Below are 21,252 nucleotides of genomic sequence, written 5' to 3' on the forward strand. Positions count from 1 at the left end.
ACAACGCCCTGCCTTCTGGTTCGCTCGCTGCGCTCGCTCACGACAGCTGCTCCTCGGTGGCGCGGGCCGTCCACTGGGCGAAGCGCTCGCCCTCGGTGCGGTCGGCCTGGTAGCGGGTCAGCACGCGCTCGACGTAGTCGGGCAGGCCGGCGCTGGTGACCTTGAGGCCGCGGACCTTGCGGCCGAAGCCGGCCTCCAGGCCGAGCGCGCCGCCCAGGTGGACCTGGTAGCCCTCGACCTGGTTGCCGTGCTCGTCGGTGACCAGCTGGCCCTTGAGGCCGATGTCGGCGACCTGGATCCGGGCGCAGGCGTTCGGGCAGCCGTTGATGTTGATGGTCAGCGGCTCGGCGAACTCCGGCAGGCGCTGCTCCAGTTCGTCGATCAGGGTGCGGCCGCGCTCCTTGGTCTCGACGATGGCGAGCTTGCAGTACTCGATGCCGGTGCAGGCCATGGTGCCGCGGCGGAACGGCGAGGGGGTGACCCGCAGGTCGAGCTCCTCCAGGCCGGCCACCACCGCGTCGACGTGCTCCTCGGCGATGTCCAGGACCAGCATCTTCTGCTCGGCGGTGGTGCGCAGCCGGTCGCTGCCGTGGGCGGCGGCGAGGTCGGCGATCCGGCCGAGCAGCTTGCCGTCGACCCGGCCGACGCGCGGGGCGAAGCCGATGTAGTAGCGGCCGTCCTTCTGCCGGTGCACGCCGACGTGGTCGCGCCAGCGGGCGGCGGGCTCGGCGGGCGCGGGCCCGTCGACCAGCCGGTACTCGAGGTACTCCTCCTCCAGGACCTTGCGGAACTTCTCCACGCCCCAGTCGGCGACCAGGAACTTGAGCCGGGCGCGGTTGCGCAGGCGCCGGTAGCCGTAGTCGCGGAAGATACCGATGACGCCGCCGTAGACGTCGGCGACCTCGTCCAGCGGGACCCAGGCGCCCAGGCGCACGCCGAGCTTGGGGTTGGTGGACAGGCCGCCGCCGACCCACAGGTCGAAGCCGGGCCCGTGCTCGGGGTGGACCACGCCGACGAAGGCGACGTCGTTGATCTCGTGGGCGACGTCCAGCTGCGGGGAGCCGGAGACCGCGCTCTTGAACTTGCGCGGCAGGTTGGAGAAGTCCTTGTTGCCGATGAACCGGCGCTGGATCTCCTCGATGGCCGGGGTGCCGTCGATGATCTCGTCCTCGGCGATGCCGGCGACCGGCGAGCCGAGGATGACGCGCGGGGTGTCGCCGCAGGCCTCGGTGGTGGACAGGCCGACGGCCTCCAGCTTCTGCCAGATCGCCGGGACGTCCTCGATCCGGATCCAGTGGTACTGGATGTTCTGCCGGTCGGTCAGGTCGGCGGTGCCCCGCGCGTACTGCTCGGAGACCTCGGCGATCGCGCGCAGCTGGGCGACGGTCAGCCGGCCGCCGTCGATGCGCACCCGGAGCATGAAGAACTCGGCGTCCAGCTCGTGCGGGTCCAGGATCGCGGTCTTGCCGCCGTCGATGCCCTCCTTGCGCTGGGTGTAGAGCCCCCACCAGCGCATCCGGCCGCGCAGGTCGGCGGGGTCGATCGAGTCGAAGCCCCGGTGCGCGTAGATCGTCTCAATACGTGTCCGCACATTGAGACCGTCGTCGTCCTTCTTGAACTGCTCGTTGGCGTTCAGCGGGGTGAAGTGCCCCATGCCCCACTGGCCCTCGCCGCGGTGGCGGGTCACCTTGCGAGCCGCGGCGGGGCGGGGCGCGACCGTGCGGTCGGCCGTGGGCTCGGCAGTCTCGGGAGAGGTGGCCATGGTGAAGTCCTTCTGGGCAGGTGGCGCTGGCGCCGGGTGGGTCGCGGGGCGTGCTCGGCCGTGCGATCGCTGCTGTGACCTGCGGGTTTCTCAGGGCCGGGAGAGCAGCTGACCGGGCCGGGCGGGCGCCTGCGCATCCGCTCGTGCGGGGATGGCGGGGTGGACGGCGCCGGGTGCGGTGGTGCGGCGGGGTGGGAGCTCAGGTCACCGGACAGATGGCGCTGGACACGCGAAGGAGATCGACGTGGAGTCGACCTACTAGGGTGGTTCCGGCGCTAGGCATGGCAAGAGATTCGCACGGCGCGGGACTCGCGGTCCACTAACATCCGAATGCTGGACGCTGGGGTTTCGACATCTGGGACGCCCGGGTGTTCCCGCCGCTCCGGGCCAGGCCTCCTGACGGGCGGTCGGGGCGCGGCCCCGCGCAGCGGCCGGCGAGGCGGTCCGCACGCGCCCGTACCCCGGGGGAGATCAACCGGAGCGACCCGGCCCGATACCGTTAGCCCTGTGCAAGCAGCAGGCGATACGAGCAGACCGAACCCCGAACGGCCCTCCCGGCGCCGGGGCAAGGGCTCCCGGCGCGCGGCCAAACAGGCCCTCTGGCGCCGCACGGCGTGGGACTTGGTCAAGGACACCACCAACACCTGCGTCGAGTACCGGGTCACCGGCCTCGCCGCCGAGGCGGCCTTCTTCACCCTGCTGTCCATCCCGCCACTGCTGCTCGGCCTCGCCGCGACCCTCGGCTACCTCGACAAGTTCCTCGGCGCGGGCACCATCGACCGGCTCAAGCACGACATCGTCTCGGCCTCCGGAACGGTCCTGTCCGACTCCTCCGTCAACGAGGTCGTCAAACCGCTGCTCAGCCAGGTCTTCGACCACACCCGGCCCGACCTGATCTCGATCGGCTTCCTGCTGTCGCTGTGGTCCGGCTCCAGAGCCCTCTACATCTTCATCGACACCATCACCGTCATGTACGGGCTGGACGGCAAGCGGGGCATCGTCAAGACCCGGCTGATGTCGCTCGGCCTCTACCTCGGCGCCCTGGTGATCGGCTCGCTGGTGCTGCCGCTGCTGATGGCCGGGCCCGGACTGGTCGAGAACGCCCTCCCCGGCGTCGCCGGACTCGTCGGCGCCGCCTACTGGCCGGTCGCCATCCTGCTGCTGATCGTCTCCCTCACCACCCTCTACCACCTGGCCGTGCCGGTCTCCACACCCTGGCGCGAGGACATCCCCGGCGCGCTGGTCGCCCTGGTGGTGCTCGTCTTCTGCAGCGTCGGCCTGCGGCTCTACCTGGTCAGCTCGGTCGAGGGCCCCTCGGTGTACGGCTCGCTGGCCGCGCCGGTGGCCGTCCTGCTGTGGATCTTCGTGGTGGCCCTCGCGGTGCTCATCGGCGCCGCCATGAACGCCGCCATAGACCGCCGCTGGCCCACCCTGGAGACCGCCGACGCCCGGGCCGAGAACGAGCGCGCCCACGAGGAGGCGGCCGCCGCGGTGGTCCGCGAGGTCGCCGCCCGCCGGGCCGTCGAACGGGCCCGGCGCGCCCGCGAACTGAGCCTGGCCGAGGGCGTCGAGGAGGAGTGGGGCGAGGAGGACGCCGACGACGTCGACGTGCCCGCCGAGTACCCCGAGCGGTGGGCCGACGTGCTGGCCGCCGACAACGTGCGCGCGCGGCTCACCGCCCGGCCCGGGCCGCACCACCGGCCGTCCCCGCCGCCGCCGGACAGCGACCGGCCGACCGGGCCGCCGCCGGAGCGGCCGGGGGCGGGGCCGGGGGCCGGGGCGGGGCCGGGGCAGCAGGTGCCGGGGTACCCGCCCAGGCCGCCGCAGCCGCCGCAGCCGCCGTGGGAGCAGCGGTAGCGGGGTGGCGGCGGTAGCGGCGCCGTCGTGGCGCCGTCGTGGCGCCGTCGTGGCGCGGTGATGGTGACGTCGTACGGGCCGGGCCTCCCTCGCGGGTGGGAGGGAGGCCCTCTGCGGTGCCGGTGACGGGTCGGCCGGTGTTCGACTTGTGTGCGAATCGTGCCGAGGGCGGTCCGGGCCGGTCGGCGCGGGCCTGCGGCTCCGTGACGGCACCTTGACGGGGCCTTGACGACTGGTCGGCGGGGTCAGCCGGTCGTCGGGTTCTGCGGGTACGGGGGCTGCTGCGGGTGGCCGTAGCGGTGGGTGGACTGTTCGTTGATCGGCGGGTAGCCGTACGAGGCCTGCGCTCCGCCGTGCTGGGGGCCACTGTGCTGCGGACCGCCGGGCAGCGGTCCGTCGGGCCGGGGCGCGCCGGGCGCGTGCCCGAAGGAGGGGCGCAGCTCGGTGGGGGCGCCCGGGTCCGCGTGGCCGGGGCCGGGCGGCGTCGACGACGCGGACGACGGGCCCGCCGGGTCGGGGCCGGCGCCCGGCAGCGGGTCCAGGCCCGCGGCCAGCGGCTCGCCCGCCCCCAGGGTCCGGCCCGGGCCGGGGGAGGCCGGGGCGCCGGCCGCCGACCGCTCGGCCGGGCCGGCCTGTGCCGGGAGCGGCTCCGGGCTGGTCGGGGCCGGGTCCAGGGCGGTGCGCCCCGAGGAGTCGCTCAGCTTGATCAGCAGGGCGACCATCAGCCAGTTCGCCAGCAGGGAGGAACCGCCGGCCGCCAGGAAGGGCAGCGCCTTGCCGGTCAGCGGGACCAGCCCGCTCACGCCGCCGACCACCACGAACACCTGCAGTGCGAGGGCCGCCGACAGGCCGGTGGCCAGCAGCTTGCCGAACGGGTCGGTCAGGCCGACCGCGGTGCGCAGCCCGCGCTGGATCAGCAGCACGTACACCAGCAGGATCGCGGTCACCCCGGCCAGGCCCAGTTCCTCGCCGATGGTGGTGAAGATGAAGTCGCTGCGCCCGGCGAAGCCGATCAGCCACGGCCGGCCGGAGCCCAGGCCGGTCCCGGTCATGTGCCCGGTGCCGAGGCTGAACAGGGCCTCGGCGGGCTGCGCGGAGATCGCCTGGTTGTTGACCGGAGGGAAGTAGTCGAGCGGGTGCAGCCAGGCCTCGACGCGCCCGTGCACGTGCGGCTCCACGGTGCCGACCACGGCCGCGCCGCCGACCGCCATCAGCAGGCCGAGCACCACCCAGCTGGTGCGCTCGGTCGCCACGTACAGCATGACGACGAAGACGCCGAAGAAGATCAGCGAGGTGCCCAGGTCGCGCTCGAAGATCAGCACCATCAGGCTGACCGCCCAGATCGCCAGCACCGGCCCGGCGTGCCGCCCGCGCGGGAGGGTCATCCCCCAGACCTTCCGCCCGGCCAGCGCCAGGGCGTCCCGGGAGGCCATCAGGTAGCCCGCGAAGAAGATCGTGATCGCGACCTTCACGAACTCGTCCGGCTCGAAGGAGGGCAGTCCGGGGAGCTTGATCCAGCGCTTGGCGCCGAAGCTGTCGGTCGGCGAGAAGATCGGGGCGGTCAGCAGGATCAGCGCGCCCGCCATCAGCACGTAGACATAGCGCTGGAAGAAGCGGTGGTGCTTGACGAAGACGATCAGCGCGAGCGCCGCCGCCACCGCGATGAACGTCCACATCAGCTGGCCCGGCGCGGCCGGGAGCTTCTGGTAGTCGCCCTTGGCGGCGTGCGCGGCCTTGTAGCTGAAGTCCAGCCGGTCCAGCAGCACCAGCCCGAAGCCGGTCAGGAACACGCCCAGCGGCAGGATCAGCGGGTCCGCGTACGGCGCGAACCGGCGCACCGCCAGGTGTGCCACCGCGACCAGCGCCCCGAGGGACAGGCCGTGGACGAGGAGCCCGGGCGGCAGCTTGTCGGTCATCGTGAGCGAGGCGTCGATGTGTCCGGCCAGGCAGACGGCCACCGCGAGCGCCAGCAGGCCCAGCTCGATGTTGCGGTGGCGCGCGGCCAGCCGCCGGCCCTCGCCGCGTGCAGTGCTTTGCACCTCTTGTCGTCCCCTTGCTGTCACCCACGTGGCCGGTATCGCCGACGGTGCATCCTGCCAGACGAGAGCGGGCTCGCGCCGGTTGCGCCTCCGGGGTCGGCAAGGGCAGAACTTTGCCTGGGCAAAGCTTTGTTCGGCTTTGGCAAAGCTTTGTTCAGACCCGGGTATAGAGGTGGGCCCCGGCTGCGGCGGACCGCGTCGGGAAGGACATCATGGCCGGGCGCCGCGGCCCCTGCGCCCGGCGGGCACGGCTGTGACGGCGGCACGGCTGTCACGGCGGGCACGGCTGTCACGGCGGCACGGCCCGTACGGCGGTACAGCTCGTGCGGAGGTACGGCCCGTGCGGAGGTACGGCCGGTACGGCGGCACGGATGAGGTGGGCGGACGGATGAACGGCGCGGTGGACGGCGCGGCCCGGGTGCTCGCGTACAGCGGACCGCCGGCGTGGCAGTGGTCCGAACTGGCCACTTCCTGGACCTTCGAACCGGTGGTGCTCGCCCTGTCGCTGCTGCTCGGCGGCTGGTACCTGGCCGCGGTGCGCTCCGTGAACCGCGGCGACGGCGCCCGCTGGCAGCCCACCCGCACCACGGCCTTCCTCGGCGGGCTGCTGCTGTGGATCTGGTGCACCTGCTCCGGCCTCGGGGTGTACGAGCGCGTCCTGTTCACCGACCGGGCCGTGCAGGTCGTGCTGCTGCTCATGGTCGTCCCGCTGCTGCTCGCCCTCGGCGCCCCCGTCTCGCTGCTGGTCCGGTCCTCGCCGGAGCGCCGGCGGGAACGGATCCTGCGGGCGCTGCGCAGCCGGCCCTCCAAGGTGCTGATGTTCCCCGCGATCTCCACCGCGCTGCTGATGGCGCCGCCGTGGCTCCTCTACTTCACGCCCTGGTACGAGTGGTCGGTCTCCAGCGGCGTCGGCAACCTGGTGCTGCACCTGGCGCTGGTGCTGCTGGGCCTCGCCTACTTCTGGCCGCGGCTGCAACTGGACCCGGTCGGCCACGAGTACCCGCACCTGGTCGGGCTGTTCATCACCTTCGCCGAGGTGATCTTCGACGCGGGGCTCGGGATCGTGCTGATCTACGGCGGACACCTCGTCGCCGAGCACTACTACCTGGCGCTCGGGCGGCCCTGGGGGCCGAGCCTGGCGCAGGACCAGACCTGGGGCGGCAACGCCTTCTGGGTGCTGGGCGACCTCGTCGGCCTGCCGTTCCTGGCCGCGCTGGTGCGGCGGATGGTGGTGCAGGGGCGCGAGGAGACCAAGGCCGTGGACGCCGAACTGGACGCCCGCTTCGAGGCGCAGGCCGCGGAGGCCAGGGCGGAGGGGCGCCCGGAGGAGGACGAGGGCGGGATGCGGCCGTGGTGGCTGGACGACCCGAACCTCAAGCACCGCTACGGGGGGTAGGGGCGGCTCCGTCGCCCCGGGCGCGGCGCGGCGCGCAGCGCGGCACGGCCGGGGCGGACGGCCGGGTCGGGTGGCCGGTCCGGTCGGACGGCAGGGTCAGGCGGGCCAATGTTGGCCCGCTGTGACCCCTCCCGATCGCATTTCCGCAGGTCAAAAATAGGTTGGCCACAACCGCCCGCCCCGCTAGCGTGTGACACATCGGTTCGGGGGCCATTGGGCCGCCCGAGGAGTAGAGAGCAGGAGGTGAACCCCGTGGTCGTTGTCGCCCCGATAGCTGCCCTGGGCAGCACGCGCGTTCACCTCCTCTTCCCGGCCGCCGGCTGAGTCTTCCGCGCCAGCCGTAGCCCGCCGGGACCATCTCCTCCCGAAGGGCCACTGCGTTGTCCAACGCTGCCTCCACTTCGCTGTTCTCCTCCGCCCTCCCCAGCGAGGGCTCCCCGCTGGCCCGCTACGGCTGGACGCCCGAGCTCGATGAGCTCTTCGTCCCGCTGGCCGAGGCCGGCCTGCTCCCCGCCCGCATCACCCGAGTCGACCGCGGCCAGTGCGACGCCGTCCTGGCCGACCCGGAGACGGGCGAGCTGCGCACCGTCCGGCTCGACACCCGGCCGGTGGGCGACGCCGACATGATCAACTGCCCCTGCACGGGCGACTGGGCCGCCGTCGACCTGCACGCCCAGCCGATGGCCGCCGTCTCCGCGCTGCTGCCACGCTCCACCGCGATCATCCGCAAGGTGGCCGGCAAGCGCTCCGACGGCCAGGTGCTGGCGGCCAACGTCGACAGCGTGCTGATCGCCGCCTCGCTCGCGGCCGATCCCGACCTCGGGCGGATCGAGCGCTTCCTGGCCCTGGCCTGGGAGTCCGGCGCCGAACCGCTGGTCGTCCTCACCAAGGCCGACCTGGTCGACGACGCCGAGTTCATCCGGTCCGACGTCGAATCCGTCGCCCCGGGCGTCACCGTGCTGGTGGTGAGCGCGGAGACGGGCGAGGGCATCGACGTGCTCCGCGCCTGCGCCCCCGGCACCACGGTGCTGATCGGCCAGTCCGGCGTGGGCAAGTCCACACTCACCAATGCGCTGGTCGGCGCCGACGTGATGACCGTCCAGGAAGCCCGCGAGGTCGACCAGAAGGGGCGCCACACCACGACCACCCGCGAGCTGATACCGCTGCCCGGCGGGGGCGTCCTCATCGACACCCCCGGGCTGCGCGAGGTCGGCCTCTACGGTGGCGAGGGGGTGGACCTGGCCTTCGCCGACATAGCCGAGCTGGCCGAGGGTTGCCGCTTCCACGACTGCAACCACCACACCGAGCCCGGCTGCGCGGTCCGCGCGGCGCTGGAGGACGGCACCCTGCCGCAGCGCCGGATGGACAGCTACCTCAAGCTCCAGCGCGAGAACGAGTGGATCGCCTCGCGCACCGACGCCCGGGTCGCCAAGGCCCGACTGAACAAGTGGAAGGCGATCACCAAGTCGATGCGCGCGGCAGGCGGTCCGGTGAAGCGCTGACCGGATCCGTCCCCGGCGCAGTGGTTCAGCAGCTCGATGACCCAGCGTCCGCCCGGCGAGCCCGGGCGTGACGCCCCGCACTGGCCGGCTGCCGGCGGCCGACCAGTGCGGGGCCGACGGGCCGATGGGCGGGCCGAGGCGCCCGGTGGCTGCGGCAAGCCAGCAGGTGCAGCTCGAACAGCAGGTGCGACGGGTGCAGCAGGTGCCGCGGGTGCGGTGGGTGCGTGGGTGGGTGGGCGTAGAAGGCCAGCGGGTGGGCGGGTGGGTGGGGTAGGCCGAGCGCGGCGGCGGGTGGGTGGTGGAGGCGGGAGGGTGGGGGGAGGGGAGGGGGGAGGGGGAAGCCCCCCGATGGCAATGTCCGATTCCCGCCAGTCACCCCTCGTCCGATCCCGCAAACTGGACAACGTGATCGACGACGACATCCGGTACCGAGCCGTGGACAGCCGCGACGCCCGCTTCGACGGCGTCTTCTTCACGGCGGTCACCTCGACCGGCATCTACTGCCGACCGAGCTGCCCCGCCGTGACCCCCAAACGTGTCAACTGCCGCTTCTACCCCAGTGCCGCGGCCGCCCAGGGCGCCGGCTTCCGCGCCTGCCGCCGCTGCCGCCCGGACTCGGTGCCGGGCTCCCCGGAGTGGAATCACCGCGCCGACCTGGTCGGCCGAGCGATGCGCCTGATCGGCGACGGTGTGGTGGACCGCGAGGGCGTCGCCGGCCTGGCCGACCGCCTCGGCTACAGCGCCCGGCAGCTCCAGCGCCAGCTCACCGCCGAGCTCGGCGCCGGCCCGATCGCGCTGGCCCGGGCCCGCCGCGCCCAGACCGCCCGACTGCTCCTCCAGACCACCGAACTCCCCGTGACCGACATCGCGTTCGCGGCCGGCTTCGCCTCCGTCCGCCAGTTCAACGACACCGTGCGCGAGGTCTACGACCGCACCCCCAGCGGCCTGCGTGCCGAGGTGGTGTCCGGCCGCCGCACGGCGACCCCGGCCGGCGGGCTCACGCTGCGCCTGGCCTACCGCGGCGCGCTGGACAGTGACCACCTGATCGACTTCCTGGAGCTGCGCGCCGTCCCCGGCGTGGAGGAGGTGGTGCCCGGCGCGCGCCCCGGCGTGCGCACCTACCGGCGCACCCTCGCGCTCCCGTACGGGCACGGCATCGCCGAGGTCGACGGTCTGGCCCCGCAGGACCCGCGCACTCGCGGCTGGCTCGACTGCCGTCTGCTGCTCGCCGACCTGCGCGACCTGCCGACCGCCGTCCAGCGCCTGCGCGTCCTCTTCGACCTGGACGCCGACCCGGACACCGTGGACGAGCAGCTCGGCGCCGACCCGGTGCTCGGCCCGCTGGTCCGCGAGCGCCCCGGTCTGCGCTCACCCGGCCACGTGGAGCCGCACGAGCTCGCCGTCCGCGCCGTGCTCGGCCAGCAGATCACCGTCGGCGCCGCCCGTACCCTGGCGGGCCGGCTCGCGGAGAAGTACGGCGTCGCGCTGCCCGAGCCGAGCGGCGGACTGCGGCTGCTCTTCCCCTCGGCGGCGGTGCTGGCCACCGCCGACCCGGAGGACTTCGCGATGCCCGCGGCCCGCCGCCGGGCGCTCACCGGCCTGTGCGCCGCGCTGGCGGAGGGCGTGGTGCGCCTGGACGGCGGTGTCGACCGGGAGGAGGCCGCCGCCCGGCTGCTGGCGTTGCCCGGCATCGGCCCCTGGACGGTCGGCTACCTGCGGATGCGCGCCCTCGCCGACCCCGATGTCTTCCTCCCGACCGACATCGGCGTCAAGCACGGCCTGCTCCGGCTCGGCGCCCCCGGGGACGCCAAGGCCGCCGCCCACGCGGCCGAGGCCTGGGCCCCGTGGCGCTCCTACGCCGTCCACCGCCTGTGGGCAGGCCCCGCGAGCACCGACACCGGCGTCGCGAGCACCGACACCGCGAGCACCGGCAGCGCCACCCTCACCACCAGCACCACCCTCAGCACCAGCACGAACACCGGAACGGAGAACGACCCGGCATGAGCACCACCGTCTACACCACCATGGAGAGCCCGTTCGGCCCGCTGCTGCTCAGCGGCGTGCTGCCCGAGGACGGCGGCCCCGCGGCCCTGGCCACGGTCACCGCGCCCGGGCAGAAGTACGCGCTGGCCGAGCCCGCCGACGGCTGGGAGTACGACCCCGAGGCCCTGGCCGAGCCGGTTGCCCAGCTGACCGGCTACTTCAAGGGCGACCGCACCACCTTCGACTTCCCGCTGGCCCCCGAGGGCACCGAGTTCCGCCGCCGGATCTGGGCCGCGCTGGACGAGATCCCGTATGGCACGACCGTGACCTACGGCCAACTCGCCGAACTGGCCGGGCAGTCGCCGCGGATGGTCCGGGCGGTCGGCGGCGCGGTGGGGGCCAACCCGCTGCTGATCGTGCGCCCCTGCCACCGGGTGCTCGGCGCCAACGGCGCGCTCACCGGCTTCGCCGCGGGCGTGGACCGCAAGCGCTGGCTGCTGGAGCTGGAGAGCGGCACCCTCTTCTGAGGCACCCGTGCCCGAGGCACCCGTGCCCGAGGCACCCGTGTGCGGACGGTCGCGGGCCTCAATCCCGCAGGTCCACCCGCCAGTTGTTGCTGCGCATGAACCGCCCGGGCGGGAACTCGAACTCCGTCTCGCCGAGCAGCGTGAACCCGGCCTTCGCGCAGACCGCGTTGGAGGCGGGGTTGTCCACCGAGGGGAAGGCGTGCAGGAAGCGGTGCGCGGCCTCGCGCCGGGCGGCGGCGACGGCGGCCCGGGTGGCGGTCACGGCGATGCCGCGCCCCTGGTGCTCGGGCAGTACGTTCCACCCCATCTCGTGCACGGTCCCGCCGTCCCAGCTGCGGGTGCCGTAGCCGACCGTGCCGACGGCCTCGCCCCCGGGTAGCAGCACGATCCGGTACATGCAGCCCAGTCCGGACGGGACGAAGTCCAGGTACCGCCCGTGCCGGACGAGCAGTTGCTCCTCCGTCTCCGGTCCGCCGACGTGCTTCTTCATCTCCGGGGTGTTCACCCGGCGAAGCAGTGCGAGGTCGGCGTCCGTCCAGGGTTCGAGCTGTACCTCGGTGGTGGTCATGCCGAGGACGGTAGCGCCCGCCGGCCCGCGTCCACCAGCGGTTTTCACCCGCTCACGGGCCCCTCGGGGCCGACCGCCCCGGGCTGGGCGAGGGCGCGGGCGAGCCGTTCCAGCGCGGGCAGGGCGTGGACGACGGTCGCGCGGTCGGCCGGGTCGAGGGTGCCGAGGGCGGTGGCGATGCGGCGTTCGTGGGCGTGCTGCCAGTCGTCGAGCTGGCGCCGTCCGGCGGGGGTGAGGGCGATGCGGGCGGTGCGCCGGTCGCCGGGGTCGGCCTGACGGTCGACGAAGCCGGCTTCCAGGAGCTTGCCGACCAGTCCGCTGACGGTGTTGGGGGCGAGCCGCTGGCGGGCGGCGAGTTCGCCGACCCGGAGCGGGGCGGCGGCGAGTGTCTGGAGGAGTTCGACCTGCGCCATCGGCAGGGACTCCCAGGGGTAGTCGGTGCGGATGCTGCTGCGCAGGGCGCGGCGCAGCCGGGTGACGGTGTTGGTCAGCCGCCGGGCGTGCTCGACCGCCGGGTCGGGGCTTTCGGTGGCGGGGTCGGGAACGTGTGGTGACGACGGCATGGCGGACAGCGTATCGCCTGGTACGGGGCGTTCCCGGGCCGCTGTCCGGTCCTCGGACGCGGGGTGGGCGCACGGCGAGATGTTTCGTATCGCAGGGCGAGCAACTCGTAGAAAGAACATGTCTGCATCCGATATATTTGTGGCATGAACGCCACCGCCCTCACCGCGCGCCTGCTCACCGAGCGGCCCCGGCCCCGCGGCATAGCCGGCTGGCACCACGCCCACTGGCTGGCCGTCGGCACGGTCTGTCTCGGCGCCTTCCTCGGCCAGCTCGACGCCAGCGTCATCGCCCTGGTCTTCCCCGCCCTCGGCCGCCACTTCGGTGCGGGCTTCGCCGCCGTCGAATGGGTCGCCCTCGCCTACCTGCTCGTCCTGGTCGCCCTGCTGGCCCCGATCGGCTGGCTGTCCGACCTGGTCGGCCGCAAGACCATGTACATCGGCGGCTTCGCCGTCTTCGGCCTCTCCTCCCTCGGCGCCGGACTCGCCGGCGGCCTGTGGATCCTGGTCGGCTGCCGCGCCGTGCAGGCCGTCGGCGCCGCGATGATGCAGGCCAACAGCGTCGCCCTGGTCGCCCGTGGCGTCCCCGAGCACGCGATGCGGCGCGCGCTCGGCATCCAGGCCGCCGCCCAGGGGCTCGGGCTGGCGCTGGGGCCGACCCTCGGCGGGCTGCTGGTGGAGCACGCCTCCTGGCAGTGGGTGTTCTGGGTCAACGTGCCGATCGCGGTGTTCGGCATCGTGGCCGGCTGGTACCTGCTGCCCCGCACCCGGACCGGGGTCGACGGGCCGACCACCGTTCCCGCTGCCGTCCCCGCGCCTCGCCGTTCCGCACGCCACGGCGCCGTACCCCGCGCTTCCGCACACCGCGCTTCCGTACCCCGCGCTTCCGCACACCGCACGCCCGAGCGCCGCACGCCCTCCGAGCCCCGCTTCGACCTGCCCGGCATGCTGCTGCTCACCGGCGCGACCACCGCGCTGCTACTCGCCCTCTCCACCGCCTCCGGCCTGCCGCTGCCCGGCTGGGCCGTCGCCGTGCTGCTGGCGGCCGCCGCCGCGCTCACCCTGGCTCTGGTGCGCCAGGAGCGGCGGGCGGCCCGGCCGGTCCTGGCGCCCGGGCTGGTCAACACCCCGGGCGTGCGGTCCGGGCTGGTGGTCGCGCTGATCGGCTACCTGCTGCTGTTCTGCCCGCTCGTGCTGGGGCCGGTGCTGCTCACCGGCGCGGGCGTCTCGACGGCGGCGGCGGGCCTGGTGACCACCCTGCTGCCCGCCGCGTTCGCGGTCGCCGCGACGGTCGGCGGCGGGCTGCTGCCCCGGGGCTGGTCGGACGTCGCCCGGTGCCGCTTCGGGGCCGGCCTCGCCGCCGCCGGACTGCTGCTGTTCGCCGTACTGCCGGTCTCGGGCGCGGCGGTGGCGGCCCCGCTGCTGGTCGCCGGGTACGGGCTGGGGCTGCTGCTGCCGGCCAACAACGCCCTGGTGATGCGGGCGGTCCCGGCGGAGTGCTCGGCCGTCGGCGGCGGCATGGTGAACATGGCGCGCAGCCTCGGCACGGCGCTCGGCATGGCGCTGTCCGTCCTGGGTGTCCACCTGGCGGGCGCGGCGTCCGGTGGGCGGACGGTGCTGGTCGCCCTCGCGGCGGTCGCGGTGGCGGCCGCCGTCCTGACCCGCCCGACCGGGCGCCTGTCCGGCCCGGACCGGACGGGCCCGGACCGGACGGGCCCCGACCGGACCGGCCTCGACCCGTACGGCCCGGACCGGACCGGCCCCGGCCGACCGGGCCCCGGCGGCCCGGAGGGCCTCAGGGCGCGCTGACGTTCAGGGCGTCCTGGGCCCGGCTCAGGCCGAGCCGCACCAGCGTCTCCAGGGCGTCCGCGCAGCGCTCCAACACCCCCGGCAGCGCGGCCAGTTCCTCGTCCGTGAACTTCTTGAGCACGTAGTCGCCGACGCTCTGCCCCTTCGGCGGGCGGCCGATGCCGAAGCGCAGCCGGATGAACTCCCGGGTGCCGAGCACGTCGCCCACCGAACGGACCCCGTTGTGCCCGCCCGGCCCGCCGCCGCGCTTCAACTTGCCGGAGCCGTAGGCGAAGTCCAGGTCGTCCTGGACGATCACCAGGTGCTCCACCGGCACCCCGTACCGGCGCATCAGGCCGGACACCGGCCGGCCGGACAGGTTGATGAACCACTGCGGCTTGGCCAGCAGCACCCGCCGCCCGTCCAGTTCGATCTCCGCGACCGTGCCGCCGATCCCGCGCCGCCGGAACCGGGCGCCGTGCCGTTCGGCCAGCCGGTCCACGGTCAGGAAGCCCGCGTTGTGCCGGGTGCTCCGGAACCAGGGGCCCGGGTTGCCCAGCCCGACGATCAGCCAGGGCGCTTGAGAGGTCATGCGGGAACTCCAGGTGCTGTGGAACGGCGGACGGCCGGGGCGCGGTGCGGGTCGGTACGGGACCGCCCGCGCGCCCCGGCCGTCCGGGAGAACGGTGGGAACGTGACAACGGGGGACAGCGGCGAACTGCGGGGAACAGCAGGGAACGGCGGCGGAACAGCGGGAACAGCAGGTGTCAGGACGCGGGGACGCCGGGGGCGGCGCCGCGCTCCTTGAGCATGTCGGTCATCAGCTCCACCTCCGACGTCTGGGCGACCACCATCGACTGGGCGAGCCGCTTCTCGACGTCGTTCTTCGCCATGTCGACGTACCCCTGGGCCATCTCGACACCACCCTTGTGGTGCTCGATCATCAGCTGCAGGTAGTACACCTCGGCGTCCCGCCCGCTGAGCGAACGCAGCTTCGCCATCTGGGTGTTGGTGGCCATGCCGGGCATCAGCGAACCGTCGTGGGCCGGGTAGTCGTGGCCCATCTTCATCCACGCCATCGGCTTGGCCGGCGAGTGCTGCGACAGCCCCCACTGGTCGATCCAGCCCATCATCATCCCGCGCTGGTTGGCCTGGGTGTTGATGATGTCGAAGGCCAGGGTGCGGGTCGGCTCGTCGCCGGTGCGGTCCCGGACGATGAACGACAGGTCGACCGCCTGCTGGTGGTGGGTCGCCATGTCGCGGGCGAACCCGGCCTCGGGCGAGTCGTCGGCCGGCACGGCCACCGAGGAGGAGCCGGAGGCCGTGGTCGAACCCGCCACCAGAGCCGGCACCCCGAGCGCCAGCGCCACCGCGGCGGCCAGCGCGGCCGGCCACCACATCCGCCGACGGCCCGGACGGGCTGCCGTCTCCGTCACCGCGTCCTTCGCCCCGGCCGCGTCCGCGGCCCCGGCCGGGGCGGCCTCCGCCACCGGGACGTCCTCGGGGCGGGGCCCCTCGGCGGTCACATCTGCCCCATCGTGCAGGAGGCGCCGGGCTCCTGGGTCTGCTTGCCCTGGACGTACTTGGTGAAGAACTGGCTGACCCGCGGGTCGCTGGCGCTGTCCACGACCAGCTGGGTGCTCCAGGCGTTCAGGGTGATGGTGCCCTGCTCGTCCGGGTACGGGCTCATCAGCGAGTACGGGGTGTTCTTGACCTTGTCGGACAGGGTCTTGATGTCGTCCGGCGTGGCCTTGCCGTTGTACGTCACCCAGACCGCGCCGTGCTCCAGCGAGTGGACGGCGCGCTCGTTCTCGACCGGCTGGTCGTAGACGTGGCCCATGCAGTCCAGCCAGACCGCGTTGTGGTCGCCGCCGACCGGCGGGGTCATCGGGTAGTTGACCTTCTCCTTGACGTGGTTGCGGCTCAGGTCGCCGAAGGTCTTCACGCCCGGGATGTCCGCGTTGGCGGCGGCCACGCGGTCCTTCTTCTTCTGGTTCTGGTCCATGACGAACCAGGTGGCGGTGCCGATCGCACCGACCACCAGCACACCGGCGGCCACCGAGGCGATCACCTTGTTGCGGCGGTCGCGCCGCTGCTCGGCGGCGCGCAGCTCGGCGATCCGGGTACGGCGGTCGGCACTGCCCTTGGCGCCGGGCTTGTTGGACTGCTTGGAGGCGGAACCCATGATGGTCGTCCTTGTCCCCGCCGCGCACGGCTGTGGCGGCGGTCGGCTGTAGTGGGGGAGGGGCGGGTCCGCCGACGGGAGCGTCGGCGGTGGGTTCCGCTCAGGACCGGTGGACCTGGAGTTCGTGCAGATCCGGCGCGGGACGCGGACCGTCCAGCAGACCCGCGGGCACCGCCCGGGGCAGCGCCTCGGGCGTCGGCACCGCCAACGGCAGCACGGCGGGCTGCGGATGCGGCGGCGGGTTTGGCAACTGGGCGTCCTGCGGGCAGAACGGGTGGCTGGAGCAGCCGTTGTTGCGCGGCGGCTGGCCGTCGGCGGTGCACAGGATCCAGTGCTCCTGCGGTTCCCCGAACCGGTGGTGGTCGGACGCCCGGACGGCGTCACGGCCGTGCGGCGCCGGTGCGACGGCGTCCGCCGCACTCACCACCGACACGGCGCTCACCGGGACCGGGCCCGGGCGGACGGGGGCGTCCGCCTTCGCCAGGCCCGAACACGGCAGCGCGGACAACAACGCGACCAGCAACAGGACCAACAGCACACCCGCCGGGCGGCCCGCCGGTGCGGCCCTCCCCGGTCGGGGCGAGCTCGGGGCCGACGCGGTCATGCGCACATTTAATCAGCCGAACGGGTGAAGCGATGCCCCTCCTCGGCCCTCATTTTCGACCGCCAACACCCCGCAATGTCCAGGAAACGCCCTGCTCGGGGCACATCCGGCAAGCAGGGACGGAACGGGAGCGAACGAGTCGGTGACACCCGCCCCGCCCGGCCGCCCGGACGGCCACGAACCGGCAGGTGAGCGCGGTGGCCGGGAAGATCCGATCGGTGACCGGTTGTCGCCGAAACCCGGACACGGTCGTTGCACTTGGAGACAATGACGCCAGTCCGGCCCCGCCGGGGGCGGCGCGACCACGGACCGACCAGGAGCCGCCAGATGAGCAAGCAGGGTGCACCCGCACAGCCGCCCCGGCCCGACGACGGCTGGTGGGACACCGTCTACGACGGTCCGGCGGGCACCCTCCCCGACACCCCGCACGCCGACCCCGGCGACGGCAGCGTCGACGACTGGTTCGACACGGCGGCCGGACTGATCGGGCCGCAGCGCACCGCACCACCGGAGGCGGACGCCGCGGCGGAACCCGGAGTGAAAGCCGGGGTGGAAGCCGGGGTGGAAGCCGGGGTGGAAGCCGTGGAGGAGCCCGCGGCCGAACGGGACAGCATCGACGACTGGTTCGACGACGCGCTCGGCGTCATCGAGGGCGCCGGCGGCATCGGGCGCCAGCGCGGCTCGACCGAGACCCGGCAGCCCCCCGAGCCCCCCTCCGCGGCCGACGAGCCCAGCGCGGCGGAGCCCGAGCCCGAGCCCGAGCCCAAGCCCGAGCCCAAGCCCGAGCCTGAGCCCGAGCCCGAACCGGAACCCGAGGAGCCGCCCACCCCGGTCTCCCTGGAGAAGCCCACCCCCGAACCCACCCCCGAACCCGCCCCCGCCCCAACCCCCGCCCCAGCCCCTGAGCCCGAACCCGACCATGCGCCGCAGCCCGACCTCGACCCCGGCCCCGGCCCTGACGCCGAACCCATGGCCCCCGTCCCCGCCCCCGCCCCCGATCCGCGCCTCGCCATCCGCACCCCGCTCGCCGAGACCCCTCCCACCGTCCCCCACGTCGGCGAACGCCCCCCGACCTACGGTCCCGAGCCGACCGCCGTACCGGAGGCCGACCCCGACACCCTCGACACCCTCGTGCCGGACACCGCGCTCGAAGGCGCCCAGTACGGGACGACCGTGCTGCGCGCGGTCTCCGTCCGCGGCGACTCCGCCCGCTACCGCGGCGAACCGCGCCGGGACAGCCTGCTGGTCACCAGGTTCGGCGACGGCCCCGACGGACTGCTGCTCGCCGTCCTCGCCGGCTACGAGCGCACCGGCGGGGCCGAGGACGAGTCACTCACCCCGCAGGCCGTCGCCGCCGGGGCGGGCGAGGCCTGCCGCCAGCTCGCCACCGCCATCGGACGCAGCCGGACCGGCCTCGCCGCCGACCTGCGCGACGGCGCCCGCGACCGCCTGCGCTACGGCCTCCAGCGCCTGGCCACCGGCGCGGCCGCCCCACTGCGGGCCCTCACCCCCCGGGCCGAGGGGGACGACAGCCCGTCCCCGGCCTCACTGCACTGCCTGCTGATGTCGCTCGACCCGGCGGCCGGCTACCGCGCCGCCTTCGGCGTCGGGCCCGGCGGGCTCTACCTGCTGCGCTCGGGCCACTGGATCGACGCCTACGCGGCCCGGCTGCTCCACCACCCCGACGGCCAGCCGCCCGTCCCGGAGGGCCCCGTACCGGACCCGCGCCCGTTCCGCTTCCGCCTCGTCCCCGCCACCCCGGGCGACATCCTGCTCCTCTGCACCCCGGGCCTGTCCCGCCCGATCGCCGACGAACCGGCCGTCGCCCACTTCCTCTCCTCCCACTGGGCCCACCCCCACCCCCCGGGCACCGTCGACTTCCTCCGCCAGGTCCAGGTCCGCGCCAAGGGCTACGCCGACGACCGCACCGCCGCCGCCATCTGGACCGAATGACCAAGCCCTCCACCGCACCAGAAGTCGGCCTGCCCGACTTCTGGCGCAACCCAGATCTGCGCTCGTCCCGCCCGAACCGGATGCCGCGGCCGGTCTCACGTCAGGTCGGGCAAGGGCCGAAAGGCCGAGGGCCGAGGGCCGAGGGCCGAGGGGCGAGTCTTAGGGCCGAGGGACGAGGGGTGAGCACCATGCCGCCGGTCGTAGCCCAGCTCGCCTCGGCCCCGGCTCCCCCGGGTACCGGAAGTCGGCTGGGCCGACTTCCGGTGCAGGAGCGGCGAGTGCGCTGGGAGAAAATCGATAGACCGGTCGGTTTACTCCTGAGCGCGCTGCACAGGAAGTCGGCCCGGCCGACTTTTGGCGCGGGCGGGGTGTGGCGGAGCGGAGCGGATAGGGGTCGTGAATCTGTAGACCGGTCGGTCTACTTATCGATGGGATGCATGAGAAGTCGGCTGGGCCGACTTTTGGTGGGGGCAGGTTGGGGGCGGGGTTGGCGGCCCGGTGAATCTGTAGACCGATCTGCAGATTCACCGGGGGTGTACTGCGCGAGAACGGGACTTGGCTGGGCGGCCAGGCAGTAGATCGGTCTGCATATTTCCCCCAAGGGGCGCGCCGCGCCGGGGGCGGGGCCCGGGGGTGGGCTACCCGGGAGGGGCGGCGGTGCTGCACCAGAAGTCGGCCCGGCCGACTTCTGGTGCCGGGGGCCGGGCGGGCCCCAGTGGCCGGCTCGCTGGCTGTCTGGCTCAGGCGCGGAGCAGGATGGTGGCGACGGCGGTGGCCTGGGTGAGGGCGGTGGGGTGGTCGGCGCCGGGGAGGCCGATGGCGATGGGGACGGCCAGGCCGTCGAGGAGGGCGCGGAGGTGGCCGGCGCGGTCGGCGGCCGGCCCGGGGGTGAAGTGGCCGGTGCTGGTGCCCTGCTCGATGAGGGTGACCAGGTCGGCCTGCCAGGGCGCCTCGATCTCCTGCTGCCCCTGGCGGAGTTCGGCGCTGGCGGGGGAGCGGCCCCAGACTTCGACCCAGAGGATCCAGCGCGGGTCGCCGGGGCCTTCGGCCAGGTAGAGCCGCAGGTAGGCGTCGAGGCGCTGCCAGGGGTCGAGGGCCGGGTCGGTGAGGGCTTCGCGGCGGCGGGCCCCCAGCTGGTCCTCGCTCCAGCGGAGGGTTTCGAGTAGCAGCTGGTCCTTGCTGCCGAAGTAGTAGAGCAGGTGTCCGGCGCTCATCTGGAGCTGTTTGCCGAGCCCGGCCATGGTGAGTTTGGCGAGTCCGTGTTCGGCGATCGCGGCCCGGGCGGTGGCGTAGACCTCCTCGCGGGGGCGCGCCGGGCGGCGCGGGCGGGGGTCGGCCATGGTGGGGCTGCTTCCTGACGGGCGGGGCGGGCGGGACGGGAGAGACGGGCAGGGCGGGGGAGACGGGGGAACGGTACCGGAGCGGGGGAGCCGCCCCCGCTCCGGTACCCCCGGCGTCAGGCCTTGGGCTGCTGCTGGGTGATGCAGTGGATGCCGCCGCCGTTGGCGAAGATCTCGCGGGCGTCGACGAGTTCGACGGTGCGGCCGGGGTAGGCCTTGGCGAGGATGTCGGCGGCCTCCTGGTCGCGCGGGTCGTCGAAGGCGCACAGGACGACGGCGCCGTTGGCCACGTAGTGGTTGATGTAGGAGTAGTCGACCGGCTCGTCGTCCTCGTCGAACAGGACGGTGGGGGCGGGCAGTTCGATGACCTCCAGCTGTCGGCCCTGCGCGTCGGTGGCGGCGCGCAGTACGGCGACGAGCTCCTGGCAGACCTCGTGGTCGGGGTGGGCCGGGTCGGGCTGGACGTGGGCGACGACGACGCCGGGACGGACGAAGGAGGCGACGATGTCGATGTGGCCGCGGGTGCCGAACTCGTCGTAGTCGCGGGTGAGTCCGCGGGGCAGCCAGATGGCCTTGGTGGTGCCGAGGTGGGCGTGCAGTTCGGCCTCGACGTCCTCCTTGGTCCAGTCGGCGTTGCGGCCTTCGCCGAGCTGGACGGTCTCGGTGACCAGGACGGTGCCCTCGCCGTCGACGTGGATGCCGCCGCCTTCGTTGATCAGCCGGGAGGCGAAGCGCTGGACGCCGGTCAGTTCGCTGATGTGTTCGGCGACGTGCTGGTCCTTGTCCCAGCGGGCCCAGGACTGGGCGCCCCAGCCGTTGAAGATCCAGTCGGTGGCGGCCAGCGAGCCCTTGCCGTCGATCACGAACGAGGGGCCGATGTCGCGCATCCAGGCGTCGTCGAGCGGGCGTTCGACGATTTCGACGGCCTCGGAGACGTAGCGGCGGGCGTCGGCCGTCTCACCGGTGTTGACGATCAGCGTGACCGGCTCGTACCGGACGATGGTGTCGGCGACGGCGGCCCAGGCCTCGCGGCCGGCGTGCAGCTGCTCGGGGGTCTCGAAGGTGGGATTGGTGGTGGGGAAGGCCATCCAGGTGCGCTCGTGGGGGTGCCACTCGGCGGGCATCCGGTAGCCGAGGGAGGCGGGCGTGGGGGTGGTCATCATCGGGTCCTTGAGGAAGAAGAGCAGA

The 21,252-nt window shown here is 73.8% G+C and carries 18 protein-coding genes; 7 read left to right on the forward strand and 11 right to left on the reverse strand.

What is annotated here, in order from left to right; genetic code table 11:
• Positions 1-37: 37 nt before the first annotated feature.
• Both ACZ58X_RS33935 and ACZ58X_RS33940 read right to left on the reverse strand, forming a co-directional pair.
• Positions 38-1,762, reverse strand: coding sequence for a nitrite/sulfite reductase (locus ACZ58X_RS33935; protein ID WP_470337410.1), 1,725 nt, complete (start codon positions 1,760-1,762; stop codon positions 38-40).
• Between the two features lie 199 nt (positions 1,763-1,961).
• Positions 1,962-2,045, reverse strand: coding sequence for a putative leader peptide (locus tag ACZ58X_RS33940; RefSeq protein ID WP_310593185.1), 84 nt, complete (start codon positions 2,043-2,045; stop codon positions 1,962-1,964).
• A 224-nt stretch (positions 2,046-2,269) separates the two neighbouring features.
• Between ACZ58X_RS33940 and ACZ58X_RS33945 the strand changes: the two genes are divergently transcribed.
• On the forward strand, positions 2,270-3,619 hold the full coding sequence (locus ACZ58X_RS33945; protein ID WP_470337411.1) for a YihY/virulence factor BrkB family protein: 1,350 nt from the start codon (positions 2,270-2,272) through the stop codon (positions 3,617-3,619).
• Between the two features lie 245 nt (positions 3,620-3,864).
• Here ACZ58X_RS33945 and ACZ58X_RS33950 read toward each other — a convergent pair whose 3' ends face one another.
• Complete coding sequence (locus ACZ58X_RS33950; RefSeq protein WP_470337412.1) at positions 3,865-5,658, reverse strand: FtsW/RodA/SpoVE family cell cycle protein; 1,794 nt, start codon at positions 5,656-5,658, stop codon at positions 3,865-3,867.
• 388 nt (positions 5,659-6,046) lie between these two features.
• On the opposite strand from ACZ58X_RS33950, the gene ACZ58X_RS33955 reads away from it, so the two are divergent.
• The 4 genes from ACZ58X_RS33955 to ACZ58X_RS33970 all read left to right on the forward strand — a co-directional run bounded on the left by ACZ58X_RS33955 (position 6,047) and on the right by ACZ58X_RS33970 (position 11,066).
• A complete protein-coding gene (locus tag ACZ58X_RS33955) occupies positions 6,047-7,054 on the forward strand; it encodes a cytochrome c oxidase assembly protein (RefSeq protein ID WP_470337413.1) in 1,008 nt (335 codons plus the stop codon).
• Positions 7,055-7,434: 380 nt separating this feature from the next.
• The gene (rsgA, locus tag ACZ58X_RS33960) at positions 7,435-8,556 is read left to right on the forward strand and encodes a ribosome small subunit-dependent GTPase A (RefSeq protein WP_470337414.1); all 1,122 of its coding nucleotides are present in this window, start codon (positions 7,435-7,437) and stop codon (positions 8,554-8,556) included.
• Positions 8,557-8,910: 354 nt separating this feature from the next.
• Positions 8,911-10,560, forward strand: coding sequence for a DNA-3-methyladenine glycosylase 2 family protein (locus tag ACZ58X_RS33965; protein WP_470337480.1), 1,650 nt, complete (start codon positions 8,911-8,913; stop codon positions 10,558-10,560).
• Positions 10,557-11,066, forward strand: coding sequence for a methylated-DNA--[protein]-cysteine S-methyltransferase (locus tag ACZ58X_RS33970; RefSeq protein WP_470337415.1), 510 nt, complete (start codon positions 10,557-10,559; stop codon positions 11,064-11,066). Before ACZ58X_RS33965 ends, ACZ58X_RS33970 begins: the two co-directional genes overlap by 4 nt.
• Before the next feature lie 58 nt (positions 11,067-11,124).
• On the opposite strand, the gene ACZ58X_RS33975 is transcribed toward ACZ58X_RS33970, so the two are convergent.
• The gene (locus ACZ58X_RS33975) at positions 11,125-11,634 is read right to left on the reverse strand and encodes a GNAT family N-acetyltransferase (protein WP_470337416.1); all 510 of its coding nucleotides are present in this window, start codon (positions 11,632-11,634) and stop codon (positions 11,125-11,127) included.
• Between the two features lie 44 nt (positions 11,635-11,678).
• Positions 11,679-12,197 carry a MarR family winged helix-turn-helix transcriptional regulator gene (locus tag ACZ58X_RS33980; RefSeq protein WP_470337417.1) on the reverse strand — a complete coding sequence of 173 codons (519 nt, stop codon included), beginning with the start codon at positions 12,195-12,197 and terminating at the stop codon, positions 11,679-11,681.
• Between the two features lie 144 nt (positions 12,198-12,341).
• Between ACZ58X_RS33980 and ACZ58X_RS33985 the strand changes: the two genes are divergently transcribed.
• Entirely contained in the window at positions 12,342-14,003 is a 1,662-nt protein-coding gene (locus ACZ58X_RS33985) for an MFS transporter (protein ID WP_470337418.1), read from the forward strand.
• Here ACZ58X_RS33985 and pth read toward each other — a convergent pair.
• The 4 genes from pth to ACZ58X_RS34005 all read right to left on the reverse strand — a co-directional run bounded on the left by pth (position 13,990) and on the right by ACZ58X_RS34005 (position 16,771).
• The gene (pth, locus tag ACZ58X_RS33990; protein WP_470337419.1) at positions 13,990-14,574 is read right to left on the reverse strand and encodes an aminoacyl-tRNA hydrolase; all 585 of its coding nucleotides are present in this window, start codon (positions 14,572-14,574) and stop codon (positions 13,990-13,992) included. The two genes, ACZ58X_RS33985 and pth, sit on opposite strands and share 14 nt — an antisense overlap.
• Before the next feature lie 175 nt (positions 14,575-14,749).
• Positions 14,750-15,382, reverse strand: coding sequence for a DUF305 domain-containing protein (locus ACZ58X_RS33995; RefSeq protein WP_470337481.1), 633 nt, complete (start codon positions 15,380-15,382; stop codon positions 14,750-14,752).
• A 122-nt stretch (positions 15,383-15,504) separates the two neighbouring features.
• On the reverse strand, positions 15,505-16,167 hold the full coding sequence (locus ACZ58X_RS34000; protein WP_470337420.1) for a DUF3105 domain-containing protein: 663 nt from the start codon (positions 16,165-16,167) through the stop codon (positions 15,505-15,507).
• A 100-nt stretch (positions 16,168-16,267) separates the two neighbouring features.
• Positions 16,268-16,771 (reverse strand): hypothetical protein, encoded by a 504-nt coding sequence (locus ACZ58X_RS34005; RefSeq protein ID WP_470337421.1) that lies wholly within the window; start codon positions 16,769-16,771, stop codon positions 16,268-16,270.
• 327 nt (positions 16,772-17,098) lie between these two features.
• On the opposite strand from ACZ58X_RS34005, the gene ACZ58X_RS34010 reads away from it, so the two are divergent.
• Complete coding sequence (locus tag ACZ58X_RS34010) at positions 17,099-18,724, forward strand: PP2C family serine/threonine-protein phosphatase (protein WP_470337422.1); 1,626 nt, start codon at positions 17,099-17,101, stop codon at positions 18,722-18,724.
• Positions 18,725-19,464: 740 nt separating this feature from the next.
• Here the strand turns inward: ACZ58X_RS34010 and ACZ58X_RS34015 are convergent.
• Together ACZ58X_RS34015 and ACZ58X_RS34020 are read right to left on the reverse strand one after the other, a co-directional pair.
• On the reverse strand, positions 19,465-20,064 hold the full coding sequence (locus ACZ58X_RS34015) for a TetR/AcrR family transcriptional regulator (protein ID WP_470337423.1): 600 nt from the start codon (positions 20,062-20,064) through the stop codon (positions 19,465-19,467).
• Between the two features lie 116 nt (positions 20,065-20,180).
• A complete protein-coding gene (locus ACZ58X_RS34020; RefSeq protein WP_470337424.1) occupies positions 20,181-21,227 on the reverse strand; it encodes an agmatine deiminase family protein in 1,047 nt (348 codons plus the stop codon).
• Between the last annotated feature and the right edge of the window lie 25 nt (positions 21,228-21,252).

It is taken from the genome of Kitasatospora sp. NPDC040550 (genome assembly GCF_055594965.1).

Excerpts from the sequence above, each read along its gene's own strand:
- ACZ58X_RS33935 (WP_470337410.1), bottom strand. The coding sequence starts at position 1,762 with ATGGCCACCTCTCCCGAGACTGCCGAGCCCACGGCCGACCGCACGGTC.
- ACZ58X_RS33940 (WP_310593185.1), bottom strand. The coding sequence starts at position 2,045 with ATGCCTAGCGCCGGAACCACCCTAGTAGGTCGACTCCACGTCGATCTC.
- ACZ58X_RS33955 (WP_470337413.1), top strand. The coding sequence starts at position 6,047 with ATGAACGGCGCGGTGGACGGCGCGGCCCGGGTGCTCGCGTACAGCGGA.
- ACZ58X_RS33965 (WP_470337480.1), top strand. The coding sequence starts at position 8,911 with ATGTCCGATTCCCGCCAGTCACCCCTCGTCCGATCCCGCAAACTGGAC.
- ACZ58X_RS33970 (WP_470337415.1), top strand. The coding sequence starts at position 10,557 with ATGAGCACCACCGTCTACACCACCATGGAGAGCCCGTTCGGCCCGCTG.
- ACZ58X_RS33975 (WP_470337416.1), bottom strand. The coding sequence starts at position 11,634 with ATGACCACCACCGAGGTACAGCTCGAACCCTGGACGGACGCCGACCTC.
- ACZ58X_RS33980 (WP_470337417.1), bottom strand. The coding sequence starts at position 12,197 with ATGCCGTCGTCACCACACGTTCCCGACCCCGCCACCGAAAGCCCCGAC.
- ACZ58X_RS33985 (WP_470337418.1), top strand. The coding sequence starts at position 12,342 with ATGAACGCCACCGCCCTCACCGCGCGCCTGCTCACCGAGCGGCCCCGG.
- pth (WP_470337419.1), bottom strand. The coding sequence starts at position 14,574 with ATGACCTCTCAAGCGCCCTGGCTGATCGTCGGGCTGGGCAACCCGGGC.
- ACZ58X_RS33995 (WP_470337481.1), bottom strand. The coding sequence starts at position 15,382 with ATGTGGTGGCCGGCCGCGCTGGCCGCCGCGGTGGCGCTGGCGCTCGGG.
- ACZ58X_RS34000 (WP_470337420.1), bottom strand. The coding sequence starts at position 16,167 with ATGGGTTCCGCCTCCAAGCAGTCCAACAAGCCCGGCGCCAAGGGCAGT.
- ACZ58X_RS34005 (WP_470337421.1), bottom strand. The coding sequence starts at position 16,771 with ATGACCGCGTCGGCCCCGAGCTCGCCCCGACCGGGGAGGGCCGCACCG.
- ACZ58X_RS34010 (WP_470337422.1), top strand. The coding sequence starts at position 17,099 with ATGAGCAAGCAGGGTGCACCCGCACAGCCGCCCCGGCCCGACGACGGC.
- ACZ58X_RS34015 (WP_470337423.1), bottom strand. The coding sequence starts at position 20,064 with ATGGCCGACCCCCGCCCGCGCCGCCCGGCGCGCCCCCGCGAGGAGGTC.
- ACZ58X_RS34020 (WP_470337424.1), bottom strand. The coding sequence starts at position 21,227 with ATGATGACCACCCCCACGCCCGCCTCCCTCGGCTACCGGATGCCCGCC.